The organism is Idiomarina sp. X4 (assembly GCF_002808045.1).
Taxonomy (GTDB): Bacteria; Pseudomonadota; Gammaproteobacteria; order Enterobacterales; family Alteromonadaceae; genus Idiomarina.
Genome location: NZ_CP025000.1, coordinates 1,316,165 through 1,337,088 on the forward strand (window position 1 = coordinate 1,316,165; position 20,924 = coordinate 1,337,088).

A 20,924-nucleotide genomic window follows, 5' to 3' on the forward strand; every position below is an offset into this window, starting at 1 on the left:
TTAACGTCCCTGAATATCGGCATGAACGCTGGCAAATGACTTCGCCCAGGGCTCCATTTGCTGGACGGCCTGAGGCAGCTCGCTAGCGGCATTGCGGGCTTGTTCAATACTATTGTGGCTGCCAAAAATAATGACATAGCGGTTATCGGCACGCTGATATACCTGGGTAGTGTCAGTCAGGCCGTAGTCCTGGCGAAAATCTGACAGCAACTGAGTGTCGCTGATAATACTAATTTGCACGGTGTAACTGTCGGCAGGCTGACTTAGTGCCCATTCGGTATTAAACGGTAACTCTTGAGCGGGTGCCGTTTGAGTTGCCGCCGGTTCGACTTGTTCAGGCTGAGTGGTTTCTGCTTCCGCTGCGGCCTCATTTGTGTTGCCGGACTCAGCAACTACGGTGTCTACCGGATCTGCTTCTTTCGGTTGTTGCTCTTTAATGAAACCAACGCTGATATCACCCTCTGTGACTTCAGCGGCGGCTCGGTTGTTTAGCGTACCTAACGACGAGCGGTAAGAGGATGCCAGCTCTTCAGGAACAAGCTCTAAAGAACGCTCGTTAATAGGCTCAAAGGTGGGTAACTCAGTTGTTTGTGGTTCTTCGGCCTGAGCCTGAGCAGGTTCACTCTGACTTTCGCCCTCGCTTGCTTGTGCGGATGCTAAGTCAGTTGTCTTTGGCGACGCTTCCTCTTGAGTCGTGTTGGCGGCTGAACTATTCAACTGCTCCCATAATGGTAGTAACTGGTCTTTGTTCAGGTAGCCGGCGACTGCTGTACTGATAAGTGCGGCAACTAAAATAAGAGGCCACAGCTTCATTTTTGATTGTGTCTTCTGGGTGTTTGATTCGGCAGCACTTGCTGGCGCGCTTTGCTCTTGCTCGGCTGGCGAGGTGTCGCGATAGCGTGCCGCCTGAGTCGCCAACGCCAGCTGTAATCGTTGCTGAATTTCGCCGGGGTAGCCGTTAATTGAGTTCAAAAACTGCTGAATGCGCTCTAAATTCCAGAAGCTGCGTTGTTTCTCAGGCAATAGTGCCTGAACGAAACGAATTTGTTCTTCGTGGCTGAATGGCTGAACTTCGACCATTGCAGGGCCTTGTACACGAAGATGCGGCGCTGGACGTTTTTGCTGTGCCCATCGCGAACTACCGGCCACAATAATGCTGGTGCGTTGGCCAATGGCACTGAGTTGTGAAACGGTGGATATACATTCGGCGAGAAAACTTTCAGACAGGTATTCGCCGTTATCTATCACTATAATCGCGTGGTTGAGCGGACGCTGACGTTGTATTTGACGGCTGAGCGACTCGTCACTAATGCTGATAGTACCAAACAGCTGATTCAGGATTTGTGCACGCAGACGGTCGTTAGTGGAGCGCTCGTTGGCTGAAATGAAAGCAACTTCGGCGTAGTCGGACGCTTGTTCCAGAAACAGCTCGGCAACGGTGGTTTTACCGCTTCCTTCGGCGCCATGCAGCATAATTAAAGAAACACTTTGCTGGCATTGTTGATGAAGTTGATCAATAGCCTGCTGTTGGCTCGGCTTATTTTTTACCGGCGCGGCAACAATGTGCTGTGTGGTCGCAAGTGCTTGCATCGTTTCGTTCCTGTCTGTTTAACCGAATAGAGATAACGCAGGTGCGTTAGCAACATTCAGTGATCACAGCAGCAACGGTAGTATGCTCTATATCTTTGACAACGTCTGCCTGACCAATGGCGGTCGGCAATACAAAATGCAGCTGGTCGTCTTTGACCTTTTTGTCTCGCTGCATGTACTCCAACCAAGATTCCCAAGGCATTTCTGGCGCTTTAGTCGGCAGTTCAAACGCTGTCAGCAGCTCTTTAATTCGTCGAAAATCTGACGCCGATAGCCGCTGAGTCACTTCTGATAGTTTCGATGCAATTATGATGCCAGCAGAAACTGCTTCGCCATGCGTCCACTCGCCATAGGTTGTGGCGGCCTCAATAGCATGGCCAAAAGTGTGACCGAGGTTCAAAAGCGCCCGTAAGCCTTTTTCGCGTTCATCTTTAGCCACGACGTCGGCTTTAATTTCGCAGCTACGCTTTATGGCATAGGTTAAGGCGTCAGGATCTTGTTGTTTTAATTCCGCCGCGTGGTGCTCCAGCCAGTGGAAAAAGTCGGTGTCATAAATGATGCCGTACTTAACAATTTCTGCCAGGCCACTGCGAAAGTCTCGTTCGGTTAGCGTTTGCAGGCAGTCTATGTCGATGACAACCGACTTAGGTTGGTAAAACGCACCAATAAGATTCTTACCATGAGGATGGTTGACGGCGGTTTTCCCACCGACTGATGAATCTACTTGTGACAGCAGTGTTGTCGGTATTTGGTAAAAGTCGACGCCGCGTTGGAACGTTGCGGCGACAAATCCTGCTAAGTCACCAACCACACCGCCGCCTAAGGCAATAATCCCGCAATCGCGGTTGTAGCCTTTACTGATTAACCGGTCCATTATTTCAGCGTAACTGTCGAGGTTCTTAAACTGCTCGCCGTCGCGCATTTCAAAAAAGTCGACCTGGTGGTCGGTCAGCACATTCAGTAATGGCTTCAGATAATACTGGCTCACCGTTGGGTTGGTGATAATGAACAGCTGCTTATTGAGTCTATTGGCGTTGTTCGTGCGGAAGTTGGCAAGTTGTTCGTTGCCAATATGGATAGTGTAGCTGCGTTCGCCTAATGAGACTTGAACCTCGGCCATGAACGCAGCTCCTTTGTTTTATCCCAGCCCGTTGATGGTATCGAGCTGATCAATAATGTCATTGACGACAAACTTTGCGCTTTGGTCGTCAGTTTGTACGGTAATGTCCGCAATTTCTTCGTAAAGCGGGCAACGTACTTCGGACAGTTCTTCTAATACCTGACGTGGGTCATCGGCTTCTGCAATAAGAGGGCGACGTTTATCACGCTGAGTACGTGCTAACTGCTTCTCGATAGGGGTTTTCAGATAAACCACGATACCCCGTGCAGACAGGCGGTTACGGCTTTCTTTACTCATTACCGAGCCGCCACCGGTCGCAAGCACTATGCCCATTTTCTCAGTGAGTTCTTCGATGACTTTTTCTTCACGTGCGCGGAAGCCTTCTTCGCCTTCCAGCTCAAACACCCAGCTGATATCCGCACCGGTACGGCGCTCTATCTCTGAGTCAGAGTCATAAAAGTCTAAATGCAATTGTCTGGCGATTTGACGGCCAATCGTACTTTTGCCAGCCCCCATGGGCCCAACAAGAAAAATATTACGTTTCTCAGCCATATTCCTGCTTACATCATTGGTTAAAAGTAGCTGTAACTCACGAATCCGGAGTGTCTGGAGAATCTCCCAACCCAACGAAAAGAAGCGGGATTATCTCAACTCGGAGTCACTTTAGCAATAGCCATTGGTAGCCGTGTTAGTTTTGCTGCAGAATCGTTGGTGTGACGAATATCATCAACTCACGTTTCTCTTTGCGCTGCTGCTCGTGAGAGAACAGACTGCCTAACACTGGAACAGACCCTAAGATGGGGACGCGACTGTCATCATTCAAGCTATGCTCCTGAAATATTCCGCCTAGTACAATCGTCTCGCCGTTTCGGGCGAGCACCCGGGTCGACATTTCCTGGGTGTCGATAGCAACGGCCGGGCCGGTCGGCGTGGCAACCGTATCGCCGCGGGTGTTTTGAGTAATGGTTAAATCCATTAAAACGTGATTATTGGGTGTAATAAGCGGTGTGACGCTCAAGCCCATTACCGCCTTTTTAAATTGCACAGCGGTAGCACCATGCGCGGCGGTTTCGACATAAGGAATTTCGGTGCCTTGCTCAATATACGCAGGCTGCTGATTTGAGGTGAATATTTTCGGGCTGGTAATAATTTCTGCTTTATTTTCCTGCTCCAGAGCGGTGAGCTCTAAGTCGAGCAGAACGTCGTCGCTGATCCGCGCCAAATTGGCGGAAAAAGTGCCGGCCGGGTTGGTGACAGGTAAGTCGACGTGCATGCCTTTAATAAACCCGGCACCTTCTTCTGGGGCCGACAACCCATAATTGGACGCGCCCCAGCGAACTCCAAGCGCTTTACTCACATTGGCTTTCACCGTCACCATGCGAGCCTCTATTAATACCTGCTGCACGGGAATATCGAGTTGTTCAATAACGTGACGAACCGACTCAACTTGCTCGGGCGTGTCGCGAATAATCAAGGTGTTGGTGCGTTCATCGACACTAACCGCCCCGTTTTCTGACAGGAAGCTTTGCTGGTCGTTTTTCAGTAGTGTCGCTAAGTCAGCGGCTTTGGCAAAGTTGATCCGCAATAACGTCGATGTGCGTTCATCAATGGTGGTTTCTTCTTGGCGTTCTCTGGTCACCCAGAGCAAATCTCCCTGTCGCTTTAAATGCAGGCCGTGTGTATTGATCACGCTTTCAAAGGCGTCCTGCCAGGCGACTTCGTTAAATTTTAACGTCGACTCGCCGCCTATATCGTTACCGATAAGCACATTCAGTTGATGTTGGTCGGCCAGTAATTGCAGTAGCTGTCTAAGGGGCAGGCTTTCTGTGGAAAGCGAGACCGGTTCGTTCAACTGTTGTGGCGACAATAATAGCGTCCAGTCAATGCTGCGGGCGTATACCGAAGCGTTTTGCAAACAGAATAAAACGATAAAGAAACCAATAGTCATAAAATGCTTCATGTCGCGTCACTTTCCTTGTTGATGCGCAGTTGTCGAGAATGCTTTTGCCAGCAGTTGCCGGACTGTCTCCACTGAGACAGGTTTAAGCTATCCGTGTTGATGATGTCGATTTGAGTCCGCGACCCTAGCCAGTCTCCTTCACGTGTGGTTATCCACTGGTTATTTTTAGTTTTAAAAATGGCCTTGCGGGTCGGGTGGGTCTGTATGGCCGTTAGTACTACGTTACCCTGTTCGTTGGTAATCTCTTCGCCAATAGTCTCCTCGCTAAAAGAAAGGGGAGGCCGGGCACCCCGAAAGGGTTTTTCATGGCACGACAAAGCGGGGACATGAACCGGCGTGAAGTGATTCGCGTGTATCGGCTTATTTAAAGGCTCATTGGTTGCCTCTGTCTGCCAGCGGAACTGCCATTTGAGCACACCGTACGCATCTGTGTTTTTTGTTTCGATAGCCTCCCAGAAAAGGCTGTCCGTTTCAGGAAAATGCGACTGTTTTTTATATTGAGTGCCCATAAGCTCAGCGACAAAACGCATCGCCTGCTGGGGCTCTGCTTCAACGGTCACGAGCCAAACTGCGCTTGACGGGGCGGTGTGTTGATAATGAAGTTTAACGGGGTAACGCTGAGCAACCGTCGACAACAATTCGTCGACCGGGGAGGACGGCAGCAATGGATTAAGCGTCTCTGAAACGGTTGGCACAGGCGCCGCTAACTGCTGGGCATTTTCAGACAAAAGCCGTTGCAATTTTTGCGACTGGTGTTTGGTAAAAAAGTAGGCTGCAGCGGCGCAAAGCACACAAACGACAAGGAAGAGTATCGCCCAGAAGCGCAGGGCTTTGGTGACGGAAGCTATCATAACTGCGACCTTTGCAGTGATAGCTGTACTTGCTGCTTTGGTAGCAGTTGTTTTTGCACTGAGGCCTTAATGTCTGAGTTCACCCAATGAGAATGAAGCCAGTTTTTCAGTGAGTCGGTTTGCGTAATACGGTGATAACCTCCGGTAATGTGTAGCTGGTCTTGACTCAGTTTTATCTCGGCGTTATCAAAATGGTGATGTACCTGGGTTATCAGTGCTGCAAACGCATTAAGCGCCTCACGGTTTTGTTGCTGCCGCTGTAAAAACACATGCCGTTGGGATAACGCTTGTTGGTGACGTCTGTGAGCCTGTTGTACCGACTTAAGTGACGCAAGCTGCTGCAATTGCTGCTGAACAATGCGGCGTTTGTTATCGAGCATGGGCTGATACCCGCTAACCAGTTGCAGGGTTAACGCAGTGACACAGATACAGGCGACTAAGCCAATCAGGTTGATAACAGGGTGTTTAAGGAAAGACGGGCGATTGCTTTTAGCCACTAAGTTTAACGATGCCACTGACTAAACCCCCGAAGTGCCAGCCCGACAAGGGCGATCTCGTTGTCTAACGCAGCCGCCGTCGGAGCCGGCTCGTCCTCGAAAAGAACGGCTGCCGATAAGCGAATGTGCTGAGTATAGGCGTGGGACTCGCAGGTGGTTTGCAGAGCCGACTGAGCGACTTTATCGCCAAAACTGAACAACCAGTACTCGTCCATTTCGCTGATACGGGCAAGTAAGTCAGCGGTAGCCACCTTTTCAAACCGTTGAAAGCGGCCATGCTCATAGTAAATGAGCGTGGATACCTTTTGACGCAATTCTGCAATGATCCACTTCATGCGTGGCGTAAAACGCGCTTCGTTCGGCCATAAGTATGGAAGTAATGCGTTGGTGGTGCGGATAATAGAGGAGTAAATTGGCTCGACAACCTTCACTGGAATATTCATCGGTTCCAGCTCTGACATTAAGTTATTCAGGGCTCGCTCTGAGCTGACGGCTGCCTCTATATTGCCGTTGTTGTGTTGAATGTAGTCGTAAGAAAAGCCGCTTTCGTTATCCAGTGATGACGGAAGCTGCTGCAAAATACTTTCTTCGACACTGGCAGTCGAACTCTGACAGGGTAATTGCTGGTAATGCACTGCCTGATAGTCGAGGGCAGATATCAAGCCAAAGCGTTTTAATCGCTGTTTGTTTATGTGAGCCGTTAATTCGTGTGCGAAATGTTGAACTTTAAAGCGTCCCTGGCTTCTTATGAGCTGCAAAACTTTGCAGTTTTCCTGTTGAATACAGACCGCAATGGGCGTTTGCTCGAGCAACGACATGAAACAATATCCTTATTGTGTAAAAGCCAGATGCAATCGTAGTGTTCTGAACAAAAATCCGCCATAATATGGGGGTAGGATTTAAGCGGTACGTAGTGTCGGAAAATGCTTATTTTGCCGATAGTTACATTTTAAGTGGTTATGGAGCAGGTCATTGAAGTGGTTTAAACGGCTACTCTACACAATGCTAATTTGTGTGGTTCTTGGTGGTGCAACAGTTGGTGGGCTTTATTTATACGTCAAACCGGAGTTACCCAGTGTCGAAACGCTGCGTGACGTTCGTTGGCAGACCCCAATGCAGGTGTTTACCGCCGACGGGCAGCTTATCTCACAATTTGGTGAGAAGCGCCGCATTCCTATTAAACTCGAAGATGTCCCACAGCCACTGATTGATGCTTTCCTGGCAACCGAAGACAGCCGCTTTTATCAGCACTTTGGTGTTGACCCTATTGGCGTGATGCGGGCGTTTAGCGTGCTCATAACAACCGGCGAAGTGCAGCAAGGGGCCAGTACCATCACCATGCAGCTGGCACGGAACTTCTTTTTGACGTTTGAGCGTGCGCTCATGCGTAAAATTAAAGAGTCTTTTATTGCGGTTCACATCGAACAGCAACTGAGTAAAGACGAAATTCTGGAGCTTTACTTAAACAAAATCACCTTTGGTCACCGGGCACATGGTATTGGCGCAGCCGCGCAAGTGTATTACGGCAAAGAGCTGCATGAATTAACGCTGGCACAAATGGCGACCTTAGCAGGCTTGCCAAAAGCACCGTCTAATTTAAACCCGATCTCTAATCCGCAAGCGTCAAAAGAGCGTCGCAGAGTCGTGCTGTTGCGCATGCTGGATGAAAACAAAATTACCCGTCAACAATTCGAGGAAGCCGCGAGTGCGCCGGTGACGGCACGTCGTCATGGTGCGGAAGTGACCGTAAGCGCTCCTTATCTTGCTGAGATGGTGCGTCAGGAAATGGTTGATCGCTACGGCGAAGAGGAAGCCTACACTGGCGGGTACAACGTTTACACAACGGTAAAAAGTGACGTTCAGTTGGCGGCCCGGCAGGCGGTGTGGGATAACCTGCACAGCTACGATGAGCGTCATGGCTATCGCGGACCTATCAGTATTCTGTGGTCTGAAGAAGACGGCCGTAGTGCATTATCCGCTGAGGAAATTGAGCAGTATTTAGAACAGCTCAAGCGCATTGGCGATGTCACACCCGCTGTTGTGACTGGGGTTGAAGAAAAGACGGCGACTGTCATGGTAAAAGACAAGGGCGTTGTTACCCTGCCCTGGGAGTCAATGCACTGGGCCCGCGAATATTTGAATGAAGAGCGCCAGGGCGAGCCGCCGGAAACGGCGTCTGAGATTATGCAGCCGGGCCACGTTATATGGTTGCGTACGGTCGACGAGCAATGGCGTTTGGCACAAATACCCGAGCCTAGCTCAGCCATTGCGTCGTTAAGGCCCGACGACGGTGCCGTGGCCGCCGTCGTCGGGGGTTACAGCTTTACTCTGAGTCAATATAACCGAGCCTTGCAGGCTGAGCGTCAGGTGGGTTCGAATATTAAACCGCTGATTTATTCAGCCGCTTTTGATAAAGGATTGACGCTAGCGACGCTGGTGAACGATGCCCCCATTAACCAATGGAACCCGGGATCGGGCATTGCCTGGCGTCCTAAAAACTCTCCGGAAGTTTACGAGGGGCCTATCCGTTTGCGAAAAGGCCTGGCGAAGTCGAAAAACGTAGTATCAGTGCGCTTAATTCGCGAGGTGGGTGTTGAGCAGGTTGCTGACCATATTGCTAAGTTTGGCTTAAACAGAGACGCGATTCCTGAAAACGAGTCTTTGTCTCTAGGCTCTATGTCGATGACACCAATGGAAGTTGCGCGAGCCTACGCGGTGTTTGCCAACGGCGGCTTTCTGGTCGAGCCTTACTTCATTTCAAAAATTGAAAATTTAGGCGGCGACGTCGTTTATGAAGCTGATCCTGTAAGAGCGTGTTATGACTGTGAGAACCCAGCCCCGCAAATTATCAGCGAACAAAACGCGTTCTTGGTCGAACAAGCGATGAATTCTGCTGTTTGGGGCGGAGGCAGTTGGCCTAACGGTACGGGCTGGAATGGTACGTCGTGGCGTATTCAGCGGTCGAAGCCAATTACCCGGGAAGTGGGCCGCAATATTGCGGGTAAAACGGGTACTACCAACGATGTTCGGGACACCTGGTTCTCAGGCTTTACCTCGGGCTTGGTGACCACAACCTGGGTCGGTTTCGATGATGTGTCCCGTAAGCTGGGTCGTACTAGCAAACACCCTGACGTTGACTCAAGCCAACAAGCGATAACCGGCGGTGAAGCGGGTGCAAAAACGGCGCTACCGGGCTGGATACTCTTTATGGAGAAGGCTATTCCTCAATACCCTGCGAGAGAGTTCAGTATTCCACCTGGGGTGGTGAATGTTCGTATCGACTTGGAAACGGGCAAGCTATCACGTAAGAATGACTACACCTCGCGGTTTGAGTACTTTATTAAAGGTACGGAACCGACGGAGTATGTGCGGGGCAGTGACAAAAACGATAATATTTTTGACGATGACGGCGGGCTGTTTTAACGCCCGCCACCCGTCAATTTAGGTGCTAATGACCGACCGACAATTTGCCAAGCAGCTGGTTGAGGTCGGACTGCACACCGCCAGCGGTAACATGTTTACCGGCTCCTGGTCCGCTGATCACTAGCGGCATTTCTGAATACCAGTCGGTGTAAATCACGAAGATATTCTCGCCTGGAATGAGGTTGGCGAGCATATCGCCTTCCGGAATGTACTCAATGCCGATGCTGGCCGTGACTTTATTGTCCTGACTGACCGAAAAACTGGCCAGTAAGCGAGGAACTTTGCCGTCGTTCGCTGCTTCTTCCAGCATTTGATTCATTGGCTCATCCATTTCGGTGACGTTGCTCATGAAGTCAGCCGCTGAGATATCACGCAAGTGCTGTGGTACAAGTGACTGAACCTGTATGTCTTGCCAGTCCAGTTTTAAGCCAATTTCACGCGCCAGAATCAGCAGCTTTCGCACGAGATCCTGACAGGAGAGATCTTCGCGTGGGTCTGGCTCTGTATAACCACGAGTTTTCGCCTCTTTGACTAAGTCACTGAAGTTGACGCCTTTGGTGAAATTCTCGAACAGCCATGACATGGTGCCGGAAAATATCCCGGAAATACTGCGAATTTCGTCGCCTGAGTTGCGTAGATCATTTATGGCGTAGTTAAGTGGCAGCCCCGCGCCAACCGTGGTGTTGTAAAGCCACTCGCGTTTGTATTCGTGCTGAATGGTGCGTATTTCACGGTACAGAGTCTCGTCGGCAGAGCCGGCGCGTTTATTCGCACTAATGATGTGCATGCCGTTGGCAAACAAGCTTGGGTAGAGTTGTGCTACCTGTTTGGCGTCGGTCAAATCAATAACGACGAGTTCGTCATACGGCGCATTGGGTAACTCCCGGAGTAACTCGGTTAAGACGTAAGGGCGAGCGAGGCGATCAAAATCGCTCGCCCACTCGCCTAAATCGACGCCGTTGTAGTCCAGCCAAAGCTGACGTGAGTTAGCGATACCAATGACTCGCACATCCATGACTTGGTTAATCCGGTCGCGCTGCTGTCTGAAAAGTTCCAACCAAGCACTGCCTATATTGCCGCGGCCAATGACCAAGACGCCCAAACTGCGGCGATAGTTAAAGAGTTGGCTGTGTAAGCGGTTCAGTAAGCGGCTGTCGAGTGACTGCTCTAAAATAGCCACCGCAGAATCGCCTTTTTCGCTTAATACAAAGCGACGTACTTTCTGCTCCGATAATTGCAGTTTAAAAGTCGAAAACTGATCGGTTTCCTGAATGCGATTACCCACAATGGCCAGCATCGAGTAGCCGCGAATTTGTGTGATAGCGTCGTTGGCATCAGCGTCGTCCAGCCATTCGCTCAGGTAATCGGCATGGTTTTGGTGAAAGACCAAATACTGAGTGTGGTTTTCCGGCTCGACCCAGCTGACCAGCGGCGTTAAATCCAGCTGGTCGAGTTTCTCGACCAGTGCTTTATCCTGCAGTTCAACTTTAAACAGCAACACCTCAGAAAGTGAGGTAAATACTTTGCCGCGAGGCTCGGTATCGTGAAATTGTCCAATGCGGGTCTTTTGGTTTTCTACTTTTAAGCTGGAGCGAACAGAAATAACCATGCGGTCACGGTCGACCGGCTGAAAAGTTCGGGGGTGCAGCACCGGGCTGCCCAGACGAGCCAATTCTTCGGCTTCGGTCCAATCGAGCGTTGGTAGACTGACAACTCGTTCGACTTTGCGCGGATCGGCTGAGTAAACGCCGGCAACGTCTTTCCAAATCGTGACTTGTTTTACGTCGAGCAAACTGCCGACCAAGGTAGCGGAGTAGTCACTGCCGTTACGACCTAAGGTCAGGCTTTCGCCGTCTAATCCGCGCGCAATAAAGCCCGTAACAATAAAGCGAGTGCCTGAATGCGGCGCAACACGTTTGAGCAAATTCTCTCGCGATGTTTCCACCTGGATTACTGGCTCTGGAGCATCGGCAGCCAGTAAAAAGTCGCGCGCATCAATGTAGTCGGCGCGAGTTCCCTGCTTCTGTAGCAGAGCGGCTAATAAACGAGCAGACCAAAGTTCACCGTATGACAGAAGCTCTGCGTTGTGCGTTATCGTCTCTTCGCCGGCCAGCCATTGACGCCAGCGTCTAAAGTCGGTTTGCGACTGTTTCATCAGTCGCTCAGAGAGGTCGCCACTTAACAGCTCTTTAATAAGCCCCTGCTGAAACTGTTCGAGTTGGTCCAGTAAAATAGAGGCGGTATCACCCGGACTGTCTTTAGCATTAATAATGGCGAGTATGCGGTTGGTGGTATCGCCTGCTGCAGAGACAACGACGAGATCACTGGCGCCGGCGTATTCTGTTACAATACGCGCAACACGACGGTAGCAGAATGCATCGGCTAAACTACTGCCGCCAAATTTATGCACCTGCACGCTGTCAGCCACGTTTTGTTTTTCTGCGTCAGTGATTGGTACGTCTGTCATCCTTTTTCCTTAATAACTCTGCATTTGCGGTGGCTTTAGAAAGCGTTATTTCCCTAAGGCTAAAATATTGTGAGGCAAATGTCAGCAATTTTTAGCCATCTAGACGGATAAAAATTGACGGGGCCGCTCAGTTGGGTACAATTCAATATAACTTATGTGGTTTTGTTATAACGCAGGGCAAAAATAATGAAGTGGAACGGTGAATACATCTACCCATACGCTGAGCATGGTCTTAAGAGCCAACAGGTAAAAAAAGTGACGGTGTCTATTCCGACCCGTGTACTGAAAGTTCTTACGGATGAGCGAACTCGCCGTCAGGTCAACAATTTGCGCCATGCTACCAACAGTGAGTTGCTCTGTGAGGCATTTTTACACGCTTTTACGGGCCAACCGTTACCCACCGATGACGACTTGAAAAAGACGAACTCGGAGAAAATTCCAAAAGCCGTGCGGGATGAGCTGGAAAAGCGTGGTTTGCCCATCCCCACCGACGACGAATTAGACGATTAATCCATCATGTAATTGTCCGGCATATCGATTTTTGCCACGCCGGACTTCACTGCGGCTTCTGCCACCGCGCGGGCAACACGTTGGCACAAGCGCGGATCAATAGGCTTAGGAATAATGTAGTCTCTGCCAAAGCTGAGTGACTTCTCACCGGCACCTTTTAATACGGATTCTGGCACTTCTTCTTTGGCCAGTTGGCGAATGGCTTCCACCGCCGCCACTTTCATTTCGTCATTAATAGCCGTCGCGCGAACATCCAACGCGCCACGGAACATGAACGGGAAGCAAAGCACGTTATTCACCTGGTTTGGATAGTCCGAGCGACCTGTCCCCATGATGAGATCATCCCGCGCCTCTTTCGCCACTTCAGGTTTAATTTCAGGGTCGGGGTTAGAGCAGGCAAATATGACCGGGTTTGGCGCCATGAGCTTTAGTTCTTCCGGGCTTAACAAGTCAGGGCCTGACACGCCAACAAAAATATCGGCACCGTCAATAACGTCTTTTAACGTGCGCTTGTCGGTGTTGTTTGCAAACAGTTGCTTGTACTCGTTCAAGTCGTCGCGGCGGGTGTGTATCACGCCTTTTGAGTCCAGCATATAAATGTGTTCGCGCTGCGCACCGCATTTAATCAACAACTCCATACAAGCGATAGCGGCAGCCCCGGCACCTAAGCAAACAATGCGTGAGTCAGCCAGTTTTTTACCCTGAATTTCCAATGCGTTGAGCATACCAGCAGCAGTCACAATAGCGGTACCGTGTTGGTCGTCATGAAAAACCGGGACGTTGCAGCGTTCAATCAGCGCCTGTTCAATCTCAAAGCACTCTGGTGCTTTAATGTCTTCTAAATTAATACCACCGAAGGTATCGGCAATATTGGCCACGGTATTGATAAAGTCCTGTGTGGTGCGGTGACTAACTTCGATATCAATGGAGTCCAAACCTGCAAAACGTTTGAACAACAGTGCCTTCCCTTCCATAACCGGCTTCGAGGCGAGCGGACCTAAGTTACCTAAACCAAGAATGGCGGTGCCGTTAGATATAACGGCAACCATATTGCCCTTTGCGGTATAGCGATAAGCGTTGTCAGGGTCTTGAGCTATCTCGCGAACGGGCTCTGCGACGCCAGGGCTATAGGCTAATGCTAAGTCTTTACTGGTTTCAGCAGGGGTTGTTAGTTCGACGGAAATTTTTCCGGGGGTTGGGTATTCGTGGTAGTCCAGTGCCTGTTGGCGAAAGTCAGTCATGAGGTACGTTGCCCAATTTATTTTGCTGAGAATAATGACAGTCTATCGCTTCTCAGTGAAGAAACAAATCATACCTCCCGTTTGTGAGTGGACAGTAAACTTTTCGGGTGGTTAAAAGTACACCGGTTAACTTTTCTTTAACAATAGGCTGTTCAGCGGAGCCGGTAATAAAAAAGGCGCTGTTTAGCGCCTTTTCTAATGAATCTACTATAAAGTAGCGTTTTTTACAGGTTTTCTTAGGCTTATTTCTTGCCCAGGGTACCGAAACGCTTCTTAAATTTGTCAACGCGACCGCCAGTGTCCATTACACGTTGCTTACCAGTGTAGAACGGGTGGCACTCTGAACATACGTCAACCAGCAAGTCTTCAGTGCGAGTTGAACGCGTTTCAAATTTATTGCCGCAAGAGCAAGTTACGTTAATTGCTTCGTACTTAGGATGAATACCTTGTTTCATGGGATTACCTCAGTTATGGGCCGCATCGCTATTCGATCCAAAGCCGAACACCATGCGCAAAAAAACATCAATGATTTAAGAGCCGCGCATTTTATGCGATCCGGAGCTTGTGATCAAGCACAATCTATTGCCTTGTATTATCCGTTCGGGCGTTTCAAAATAGGCGTATGACGCAAGCCAGTACCAGCGGTGAACGGCGCTATAAAATCGCGCTGCCGCTACCTCTTCGACAAACTTACGATTATCTGTGCAAAAGCCCCGACCCTTTGCCGCAGGGCGTGCGCGTACGTGTGCCCTTCGGTCAACGACAACTCGTTGGTTATGTTGTGAATGAAGCCAATGACCCCGCGCCTGAGTTTGAGCTGAAGTACGTAAAAGAAGTGCTTGATAAACAGCGTATTTTGCCTGATGACGTATGGCAGCTAGTGAATTGGGCGGCAGACTACTATCACCATTCTCTCGGTGACGCGGCGGCAAACAGCCTACCGGTGCTGTTACGTAAAGGCGATGCGCCGGAATATCTGACAGAAACCTTCTATGCGCTGACTGATTTAGGGCTGGTGCAGTCCATTAATGAATTAAAAGGCGCGACACGTCAGCAGCAGGTGTTGGCGGCTTTAAAACATCAAGCCTTAAGACGCAGCGATTTAACTGATATTGGCGTAAGCTCAGCGGTGCTTAGAACGTTGCAGGACAAAGGCTGGATAACGGTTCAGGAGCGAGCACCTAAAAAACCAAAAGACTGGCGCAGTCAAGAAACGGTATTGCGAGAAGACGGTCATGCGTTAAATACGGAGCAGGCGGTAGCGGTTTCAACCATCAACCAACAGAGTCAGCACAGTACGCTGTTGCTTGAAGGGGTAACGGGCAGCGGTAAAACAGAAGTGTATTTACAGGCCATGCAGCCGGTGTTGGAGCGTGGTGAGCAAGTGTTGGTATTGGTGCCGGAAATTGGCCTGACACCACAAACTCTGCAACGCTTTAAAGAGCGTTTTGATGTGCCTGTGGTGATGCTGCATTCCGCTATGAGCGATCGCGAGCGTTTAAACACTTGGCTGGATGCGAAGCATGGTCATGCTGCGATTGTTATTGGTACCCGTTCGGCGGTGTTCACCCCCTGCCAGAAGTTGGGCCTTATTGTTGTTGATGAAGAGCATGACTTGTCTTACAAGCAGCAGGACGGCTTTCGGTATCATGCGCGGGATTTAGCCACAAAGCGTGCGGCGCTTTTAGACATACCACTGGTACTGGGCAGTGCGACAGCCTCGTTAGAAACGTTGAATAATGCCGTTAGCAAACGCTTCCACTGGCTTAAGCTGGGGCAACGCGCCGGCGGTGCGAAAATGGTTAAGCACGAGCTTATCGATTTGAAGCAGCAACCGGTAAAAGCCGGTATTTCAAAAGCGTTGCAGGAACAAATTCAAACCGAAATTGAGCGCGGCAACCAGGTGTTACTGTTTTTAAATCGACGTGGTTTTGCACCGGCGTTGATGTGCCACGAGTGCGGTTGGCTGGCGCAGTGTCACCGCTGCGATGCGTATTACACGGTGCATAAAACACATCAGCAGTTGCAGTGTCACCATTGTGGCGGCCAGCAGCGGATACCGCGACAATGCGGTTCATGTGGGTCGCCGCAGCTTATTTCACACGGTGTTGGCACCGAGCAACTGGAGCATACGTTAAAAGATTTATTCCCGGGGCGCGGTGTCTTGCGCATTGATCGGGATTCCACTCGCCGCAAAGGCCAACTTGACGAGTATCTGAAAAAAGCGACCAATAACGAATATCCGCTGTTGGTTGGTACGCAAATGCTGGCAAAAGGACATCATTTTCCGAATGTCACATTAGTGGCCTTGCTGGACGTTGATGGCGCGCTTTACAGTGCCGACTTTCGGGCTGCAGAGCGACTGGGGCAGCTGTATACGCAAGTCGCCGGGCGCGCCGGACGAGAACATAAAGCGGGCAAGGTGGTGTTGCAGACACACCATCCGGAGCATGAGCTCATACAGGACTTACTCAATAACGGGTACTCGCACTTTGCGTTAACCGCCCTCGCGGAACGCCAGCAAAGCGAGCTTCCGCCATTTTCGTACTTAGCACTATTCCGGGCAGAAGCGACCGATCGCGACGCGGTGATACAGGCAATGACACACATTCAGCAGCTCATGCCCGACGTTGAAGGTGCCTTCTTGTTGGGTCCGATGCCGGCACTGATGGAACGTAAAGCTGGTCGTTACCGGTATCAATTGCTGTTACATTGTTCTTCACGAAAACTACGCTTTCAGCTTATTGAGCACTTGCTGCCGCAAATTAACGCGTTGCCATTATTGAAAAAAGTCCGCTGGTCGCTGGATATCGACCCACAAGACTTTAGCTGATTAACACTTAAGCGGTTTTTTTTATCGGGCGTAGCGATTAAACTATACGCTTTGAATTTGAGCGTCTTGAATTCCCTCGTCGATTTTTCATATAGGTAGTCGCATTAATGAAAGAACAACTGGAACAGTTACTGACCGAAGCGATTGGTCAACTTAAAGCACAGGGCACTTTGCCTGATGATCTCCCGGTAAATATTAAGTTGGACCGTCCACGAGACAAATCGCACGGTGATTTTGCGACGAACCTCGCACTGATGTTGGCGAAGCCTGCTAAGTCGAACCCGCGTCAGTTAGCCGAAGCCATTATTGAGGCGATTCCAGAAAATACGTTGCTGGCAAAAACCGATATTGCCGGACCGGGTTTTATTAATTTCACGATTTCACAAGACCAGTTGAAAGATCAGCTGAGCGCGATGTTCAGTAGCGACCGCCTGAACGTCGATGTTGCTGACAATAGCGAAACCATTGTGATTGATTATTCATCGCCGAATTTAGCGAAAGAGATGCACGTTGGTCATTTACGTTCAGCGATTATCGGCGACGCAGTGTCTCGCGTTAGCGAGTTTTTGGGACACAAAGTTATTCGTCAAAACCATGTGGGCGACTGGGGCACCCAGTTCGGTATGCTATTGGCGTACATGGAAGCGCTGGACAACCAGTCTGCAGAGTACGAACTGAGCAACCTGGAAACCTTCTACAAAGCGGCGAAACAACGCTTCGATGAAAGTGAAGAGTTTGCTGATCGCGCACGTCAATTGGTGGTGAAGCTGCAGTCTGGCGACGAGTATTGTTTGAAGCTGTGGAATCAGTTTATTGATGTGTCACTCAGTCATTGTCAGGACGTTTACGACCGTTTAGGTGTTAAGTTAACGCGCGACGACGTCATGGCAGAAAGTGCTTACAACGATAAGCTGCCGGGCGTTATTGAACACCTGAAAGAAAAAGGACTGCTGACCGAGGATCAGGGCGCACAGTGTGTGTTCTTGGACGAGTTTAAAGGCAAAGAAGATGAGCCGCTGCCTATTATCGTGCAGAAAAAAGGCGGTGGTTATTTGTATGCCACTACGGACTTAGCGGCCATTGAATACCGCCAAAAAGTATTAGGCGGCGACCACCTGATGTACTTTGTCGACGCGCGTCAGTCGTTGCACTTTGACCAGATTTTTACGCTGGCTCGCAAAGCCGGTTTTGTCGAAGGCGATATTAAACTGGACCATTACGGTTTCGGAACCGTTATGGGCAAAGACGGTAAGCCATACAAAAGCCGTGACGGCGGTGTGACTAAGCTGGCCGACTTGCTGGACGAAGCCGAGCGCCGGGCACTGGAATTACTGCAACAAAAGACGACGGACTTAACCGAAGAAGAGCAAAAACGCGTTGCGGAAGTAGTCGGTATTAGCTCAGTGAAATACGCCGACTTATCGAAAAACCGCACCAGCGACTACATTTTCGACTGGGATCACATGCTGACATTCGAAGGCAATACGGCACCGTATTTGTTGTACGCCTTTACCCGTGTGAACAGTATTTTTTACCGTCTGGGTGAGACTGGTTTTGATGAAAGTGCCGACTTCATTTTAGACGACGAGCGTGAACTTGCGCTGGCAAACCAACTGGTGCGTTTCAACGAAGTGTTGGTGCAGGTTCAGAACAAAGCTATGCCGCATTTCTTATGCGGTTACCTGTTTGATCTTGCCGGTCGTTTCTCAAGTTTCTACGAAGCTTGCCCAATTTTGAATCAGGAAGATGAATCACTCCGTAACAGTCGTTTGAAGTTAGCACGGTTAACGGCCAATGTGCTGAAACAGGGCTTAGATTTACTGGGTATTCCAACGCTGGAGAAAATGTAGTTGAGTATGGACTACGCGAATCGTAAGCCAAAGCAAAACAAGCGCAAGCCGTCGAAGAAAAAGGGCAGTAGCAAGAAAACGCAACGTGGCGCAAAGCCGGTTAACGACAGACAGCCAGTGCCCTGGGCTATTGTTATTATTGCGATCGCTATCATTGCTGGCTTTGTTTACTTTCTGGTGTCCATTAGTGGCAAGTCTGAGCAACAGGCAAACCAGCCTGAGGTACAGGCACCGCCCGCCGATTTGCTGCCTGAGAAATCAGCCGAGCGCTGGCGCTACATAGAAGAACTGGAAAGCAAAGAAGTGGAAGTCGACGTGCCAGAGCGTGAAGTGGGGCCGCCTAAGCTTATGCAGTGCGGCTCATTTCGTCAGCAGTCAGACGCTGAGCGTTTGCGCGCACAAATTGCGATGGCGGGTTTAGAGTCACAAGTGCGGGCCACCGAAGGCAGCAACGGTCTATGGTATCGCGTCATTTTAGGGCCGTATGAAACTAAGCGCGATGCTGAGCGTGATCGCCATAAGTTGCAGCGTAATCAGGTATTTGGCTGCGCCATATGGAACTGGAACATCGATTAGTCCCCACCTACCATTGAAAAATCCTCAAAGGACCCTCAGATACTGGTCATCGTTGTCATAAATTGACGCAAAGACAAAAGAGGGTCCTGATTTGACTACTATCGTATCGGTACGCCGCGGTGACAAAGTTGTCATTGGCGGTGACGGCCAGGTATCACTTGGCAACACTGTAATGAAAGGCAATGCACGCAAAGTTCGTCGTCTCTATAACGAGCAGGTTTTGGCTGGTTTTGCCGGCGGTACTGCGGACGCTTTTACCTTATTTGAGCGCTTTGAAGCGAAGCTGGAGCAGCATCAGGGCAACTTGATGCGAGCGGCTGTTGAGCTGGCGAAAGACTGGCGCACCGACAGAGCGTTGAGGCGCCTGGAAGCCTTGCTGGCGGTTGCGGACAAAGAGTCTTCCTTAATTATTACCGGGAACGGCGACGTTGTGCAGCCTGAAAATGACCTTATTGCGATTGGCTCGGGTGGTCCTTTTGCGCAATCCGCTGCCCGCGCATTATTAGAGAATACAGAGTTAAACGCTCGCGACATCGTGGAGAAGTCACTGACCATTGCGGGTGACATCTGTGTTTATACCAACGGCAATCAGACCATCGAAGAGCAAGAGTCGATTGTCGAAGACAAGACAGCTAAGGGGAAAAGTTAAGATGTCTGAGATGACCCCAAGAGAAATTGTTGATGAATTGAACCGTCATATTATTGGTCAGGACAATGCTAAGAAAGCCGTTGCGGTAGCCTTACGGAACCGCTGGCGCCGTATGCAGCTAGATGACGATTTACGTCAGGAAGTGACGCCTAAAAACATTTTGATGATTGGCCCAACGGGCGTGGGTAAAACTGAAATTGCCCGTCGCTTAGCGAAGTTGGCAAAGGCGCCTTTTATTAAAGTGGAAGCGACCAAATTCACCGAAGTGGGTTATGTTGGTAAAGAGATTGAGTCCATTATTAAAGACTTGACCGACGTAGCGGTGAAGCAAACGCGCGAAGAAATGATGCAGCGTGTGCGCTACCGTGCGGAAGAAGCGGCAGAAGAGCGTATTCTGGACGTGCTGTTGCCGCCGGCTAAAACCGCGAATCAATCGGGTTGGGCGCAGCAGGAAGAAAAGACTGAAAGCGAAGAGCAGCGCGGTACGCGCCAGGTATTTCGCAAGAAGCTACGCGAAGGTCAGTTGGATGACAAAGAAATTGAAATTGATTTAGCCATGCCGCAAATGGGTGTTGAGATCATGGCGCCACCGGGCATGGAAGAAATGACGTCGCAGCTACAAAACATGTTCCAGAACATGGGTAGCGAGAAGACCAAAGCGCGCAAAATGCGCATAAAAGACGCTTACAAGCAGTTGGTTGAAGAGGAAGCTGCTAAACTGCTCAACCCGGATGACGTGAAAGAAGCCGCTATTGAGTCGGTTGAGCAAAATGGCATTGTCTTCTTAGACGAAATTGACAAAATTTGTAAGCGTGGCGACACCAGTGGTCCGGACGTATCACGGGAAGGCGTACAGCGCGACCTGCTGCCGTTAGTTGAAGGTACGACGGTAAACACCAAGCACGGCATGATTAAAACCGATCACATTCTGTTTATTGCCTCTGGTGCGTTCCAGATGAGCAAGCCGTCGGACTTAATCCCTGAGTTGCAGGGTCGCTTGCCTATTCGGGTAGAGCTTGAAGCATTAACCAGTGGTGACTTTGTTCGCATTCTGACTGAGCCAAGCGCCTCACTAACAACGCAGTACCATGCGTTATTAAATACCGAGGGTGTTGAGGTGAACTTTACCGAAGACGGTATTCAGCGCATTGCGGAAGTGGCTTTCCACGTTAACGAAACGACGGAAAACATCGGTGCACGTCGTTTACACACGGTGCTGGAGCGTTTAATGGAAGAAATTTCATTCAATGCAACCGACCATAGTGGCGAGAAATTGACGGTCGATGCGGCCTACGTGGATGAACACGTTGGGCAGCTGTCACAAGATGAAGACTTGAGTCGCTTCATCCTGTAACGC

Annotated in this window: 17 protein-coding genes; 7 read left to right on the forward strand and 10 right to left on the reverse strand. The window is 50.0% G+C overall.

Annotated elements, in window-relative coordinates; translation table 11 throughout:
• From CWC33_RS06310 to CWC33_RS06340, 7 genes are all read right to left on the reverse strand, one after another.
• Positions 1-1,590, reverse strand: coding sequence for an AAA family ATPase (locus CWC33_RS06310; protein ID WP_100691253.1), 1,590 nt, complete (start codon positions 1,588-1,590; stop codon positions 1-3).
• A gap of 46 nt (positions 1,591-1,636) precedes the next feature.
• Positions 1,637-2,710 (reverse strand): 3-dehydroquinate synthase, encoded by a 1,074-nt coding sequence (gene aroB, locus CWC33_RS06315; protein ID WP_100691254.1) that lies wholly within the window; start codon positions 2,708-2,710, stop codon positions 1,637-1,639.
• Between the two features lie 18 nt (positions 2,711-2,728).
• Positions 2,729-3,262, reverse strand: coding sequence for a shikimate kinase AroK (aroK, locus tag CWC33_RS06320; RefSeq protein WP_088767221.1), 534 nt, complete (start codon positions 3,260-3,262; stop codon positions 2,729-2,731).
• A 136-nt stretch (positions 3,263-3,398) separates the two neighbouring features.
• On the reverse strand, positions 3,399-4,670 hold the full coding sequence (locus CWC33_RS06325; protein ID WP_100691255.1) for a type IV pilus secretin PilQ: 1,272 nt from the start codon (positions 4,668-4,670) through the stop codon (positions 3,399-3,401).
• Positions 4,667-5,521: a hypothetical protein gene (locus CWC33_RS06330; protein ID WP_100691256.1), complete on the reverse strand. Its 855-nt coding sequence runs from the start codon at positions 5,519-5,521 to the stop codon at positions 4,667-4,669. Before CWC33_RS06330 ends, CWC33_RS06325 begins: the two co-directional genes overlap by 4 nt.
• On the reverse strand, positions 5,518-6,036 hold the full coding sequence (locus CWC33_RS06335; protein ID WP_100691257.1) for a hypothetical protein: 519 nt from the start codon (positions 6,034-6,036) through the stop codon (positions 5,518-5,520). Before CWC33_RS06335 ends, CWC33_RS06330 begins: the two co-directional genes overlap by 4 nt.
• Complete coding sequence (locus tag CWC33_RS06340) at positions 6,024-6,836, reverse strand: hypothetical protein (protein ID WP_100691258.1); 813 nt, start codon at positions 6,834-6,836, stop codon at positions 6,024-6,026. Before CWC33_RS06340 ends, CWC33_RS06335 begins: the two co-directional genes overlap by 13 nt.
• 154 nt (positions 6,837-6,990) lie before the next feature.
• Here CWC33_RS06340 and CWC33_RS06345 point away from each other — a divergent pair, with 154 nt between their 5' ends.
• Positions 6,991-9,441: a penicillin-binding protein 1A gene (locus CWC33_RS06345; RefSeq protein WP_100691259.1), complete on the forward strand. Its 2,451-nt coding sequence runs from the start codon at positions 6,991-6,993 to the stop codon at positions 9,439-9,441.
• A gap of 25 nt (positions 9,442-9,466) precedes the next feature.
• Here CWC33_RS06345 and CWC33_RS06350 read toward each other — a convergent pair whose 3' ends face one another.
• Positions 9,467-11,908: a bifunctional aspartate kinase/homoserine dehydrogenase II gene (locus CWC33_RS06350; RefSeq protein ID WP_100691260.1), complete on the reverse strand. Its 2,442-nt coding sequence runs from the start codon at positions 11,906-11,908 to the stop codon at positions 9,467-9,469.
• Between the two features lie 186 nt (positions 11,909-12,094).
• Between CWC33_RS06350 and metJ the strand changes: the two genes are divergently transcribed.
• Positions 12,095-12,418, forward strand: a complete 324-nt coding sequence (gene metJ, locus CWC33_RS06355) for a met regulon transcriptional regulator MetJ (RefSeq protein WP_088767228.1) — start codon at positions 12,095-12,097, stop codon at positions 12,416-12,418.
• Here the strand turns inward: metJ and CWC33_RS06360 are convergent.
• Together CWC33_RS06360 and rpmE are read right to left on the reverse strand one after the other, a co-directional pair.
• The gene (locus tag CWC33_RS06360) at positions 12,415-13,659 is read right to left on the reverse strand and encodes a malic enzyme-like NAD(P)-binding protein (protein WP_100691261.1); all 1,245 of its coding nucleotides are present in this window, start codon (positions 13,657-13,659) and stop codon (positions 12,415-12,417) included. The genes metJ and CWC33_RS06360 overlap by 4 nt on opposite strands.
• Before the next feature lie 242 nt (positions 13,660-13,901).
• Positions 13,902-14,114 (reverse strand): 50S ribosomal protein L31, encoded by a 213-nt coding sequence (rpmE, locus tag CWC33_RS06365; RefSeq protein ID WP_088767230.1) that lies wholly within the window; start codon positions 14,112-14,114, stop codon positions 13,902-13,904.
• 167 nt (positions 14,115-14,281) lie between these two features.
• Between rpmE and priA the strand changes: the two genes are divergently transcribed.
• The 5 genes from priA (at position 14,282) to hslU (ending at position 20,921) form a co-directional block, all read left to right on the forward strand.
• Positions 14,282-16,492, forward strand: coding sequence for a primosomal protein N' (gene priA, locus CWC33_RS06370; protein WP_100691262.1), 2,211 nt, complete (start codon positions 14,282-14,284; stop codon positions 16,490-16,492).
• A 107-nt stretch (positions 16,493-16,599) separates the two neighbouring features.
• Complete coding sequence (argS, locus tag CWC33_RS06375) at positions 16,600-18,342, forward strand: arginine--tRNA ligase (protein WP_100691263.1); 1,743 nt, start codon at positions 16,600-16,602, stop codon at positions 18,340-18,342.
• A gap of 6 nt (positions 18,343-18,348) precedes the next feature.
• A complete protein-coding gene (locus CWC33_RS06380; protein ID WP_100691264.1) occupies positions 18,349-18,918 on the forward strand; it encodes an SPOR domain-containing protein in 570 nt (189 codons plus the stop codon).
• A gap of 91 nt (positions 18,919-19,009) precedes the next feature.
• Positions 19,010-19,567, forward strand: a complete 558-nt coding sequence (gene hslV, locus CWC33_RS06385; protein ID WP_100691265.1) for an ATP-dependent protease subunit HslV — start codon at positions 19,010-19,012, stop codon at positions 19,565-19,567.
• Position 19,568: 1 nt separating this feature from the next.
• Positions 19,569-20,921, forward strand: coding sequence for an ATP-dependent protease ATPase subunit HslU (hslU, locus tag CWC33_RS06390; RefSeq protein ID WP_088767235.1), 1,353 nt, complete (start codon positions 19,569-19,571; stop codon positions 20,919-20,921).
• The last annotated feature ends 3 nt before the right edge of the window (positions 20,922-20,924 follow it).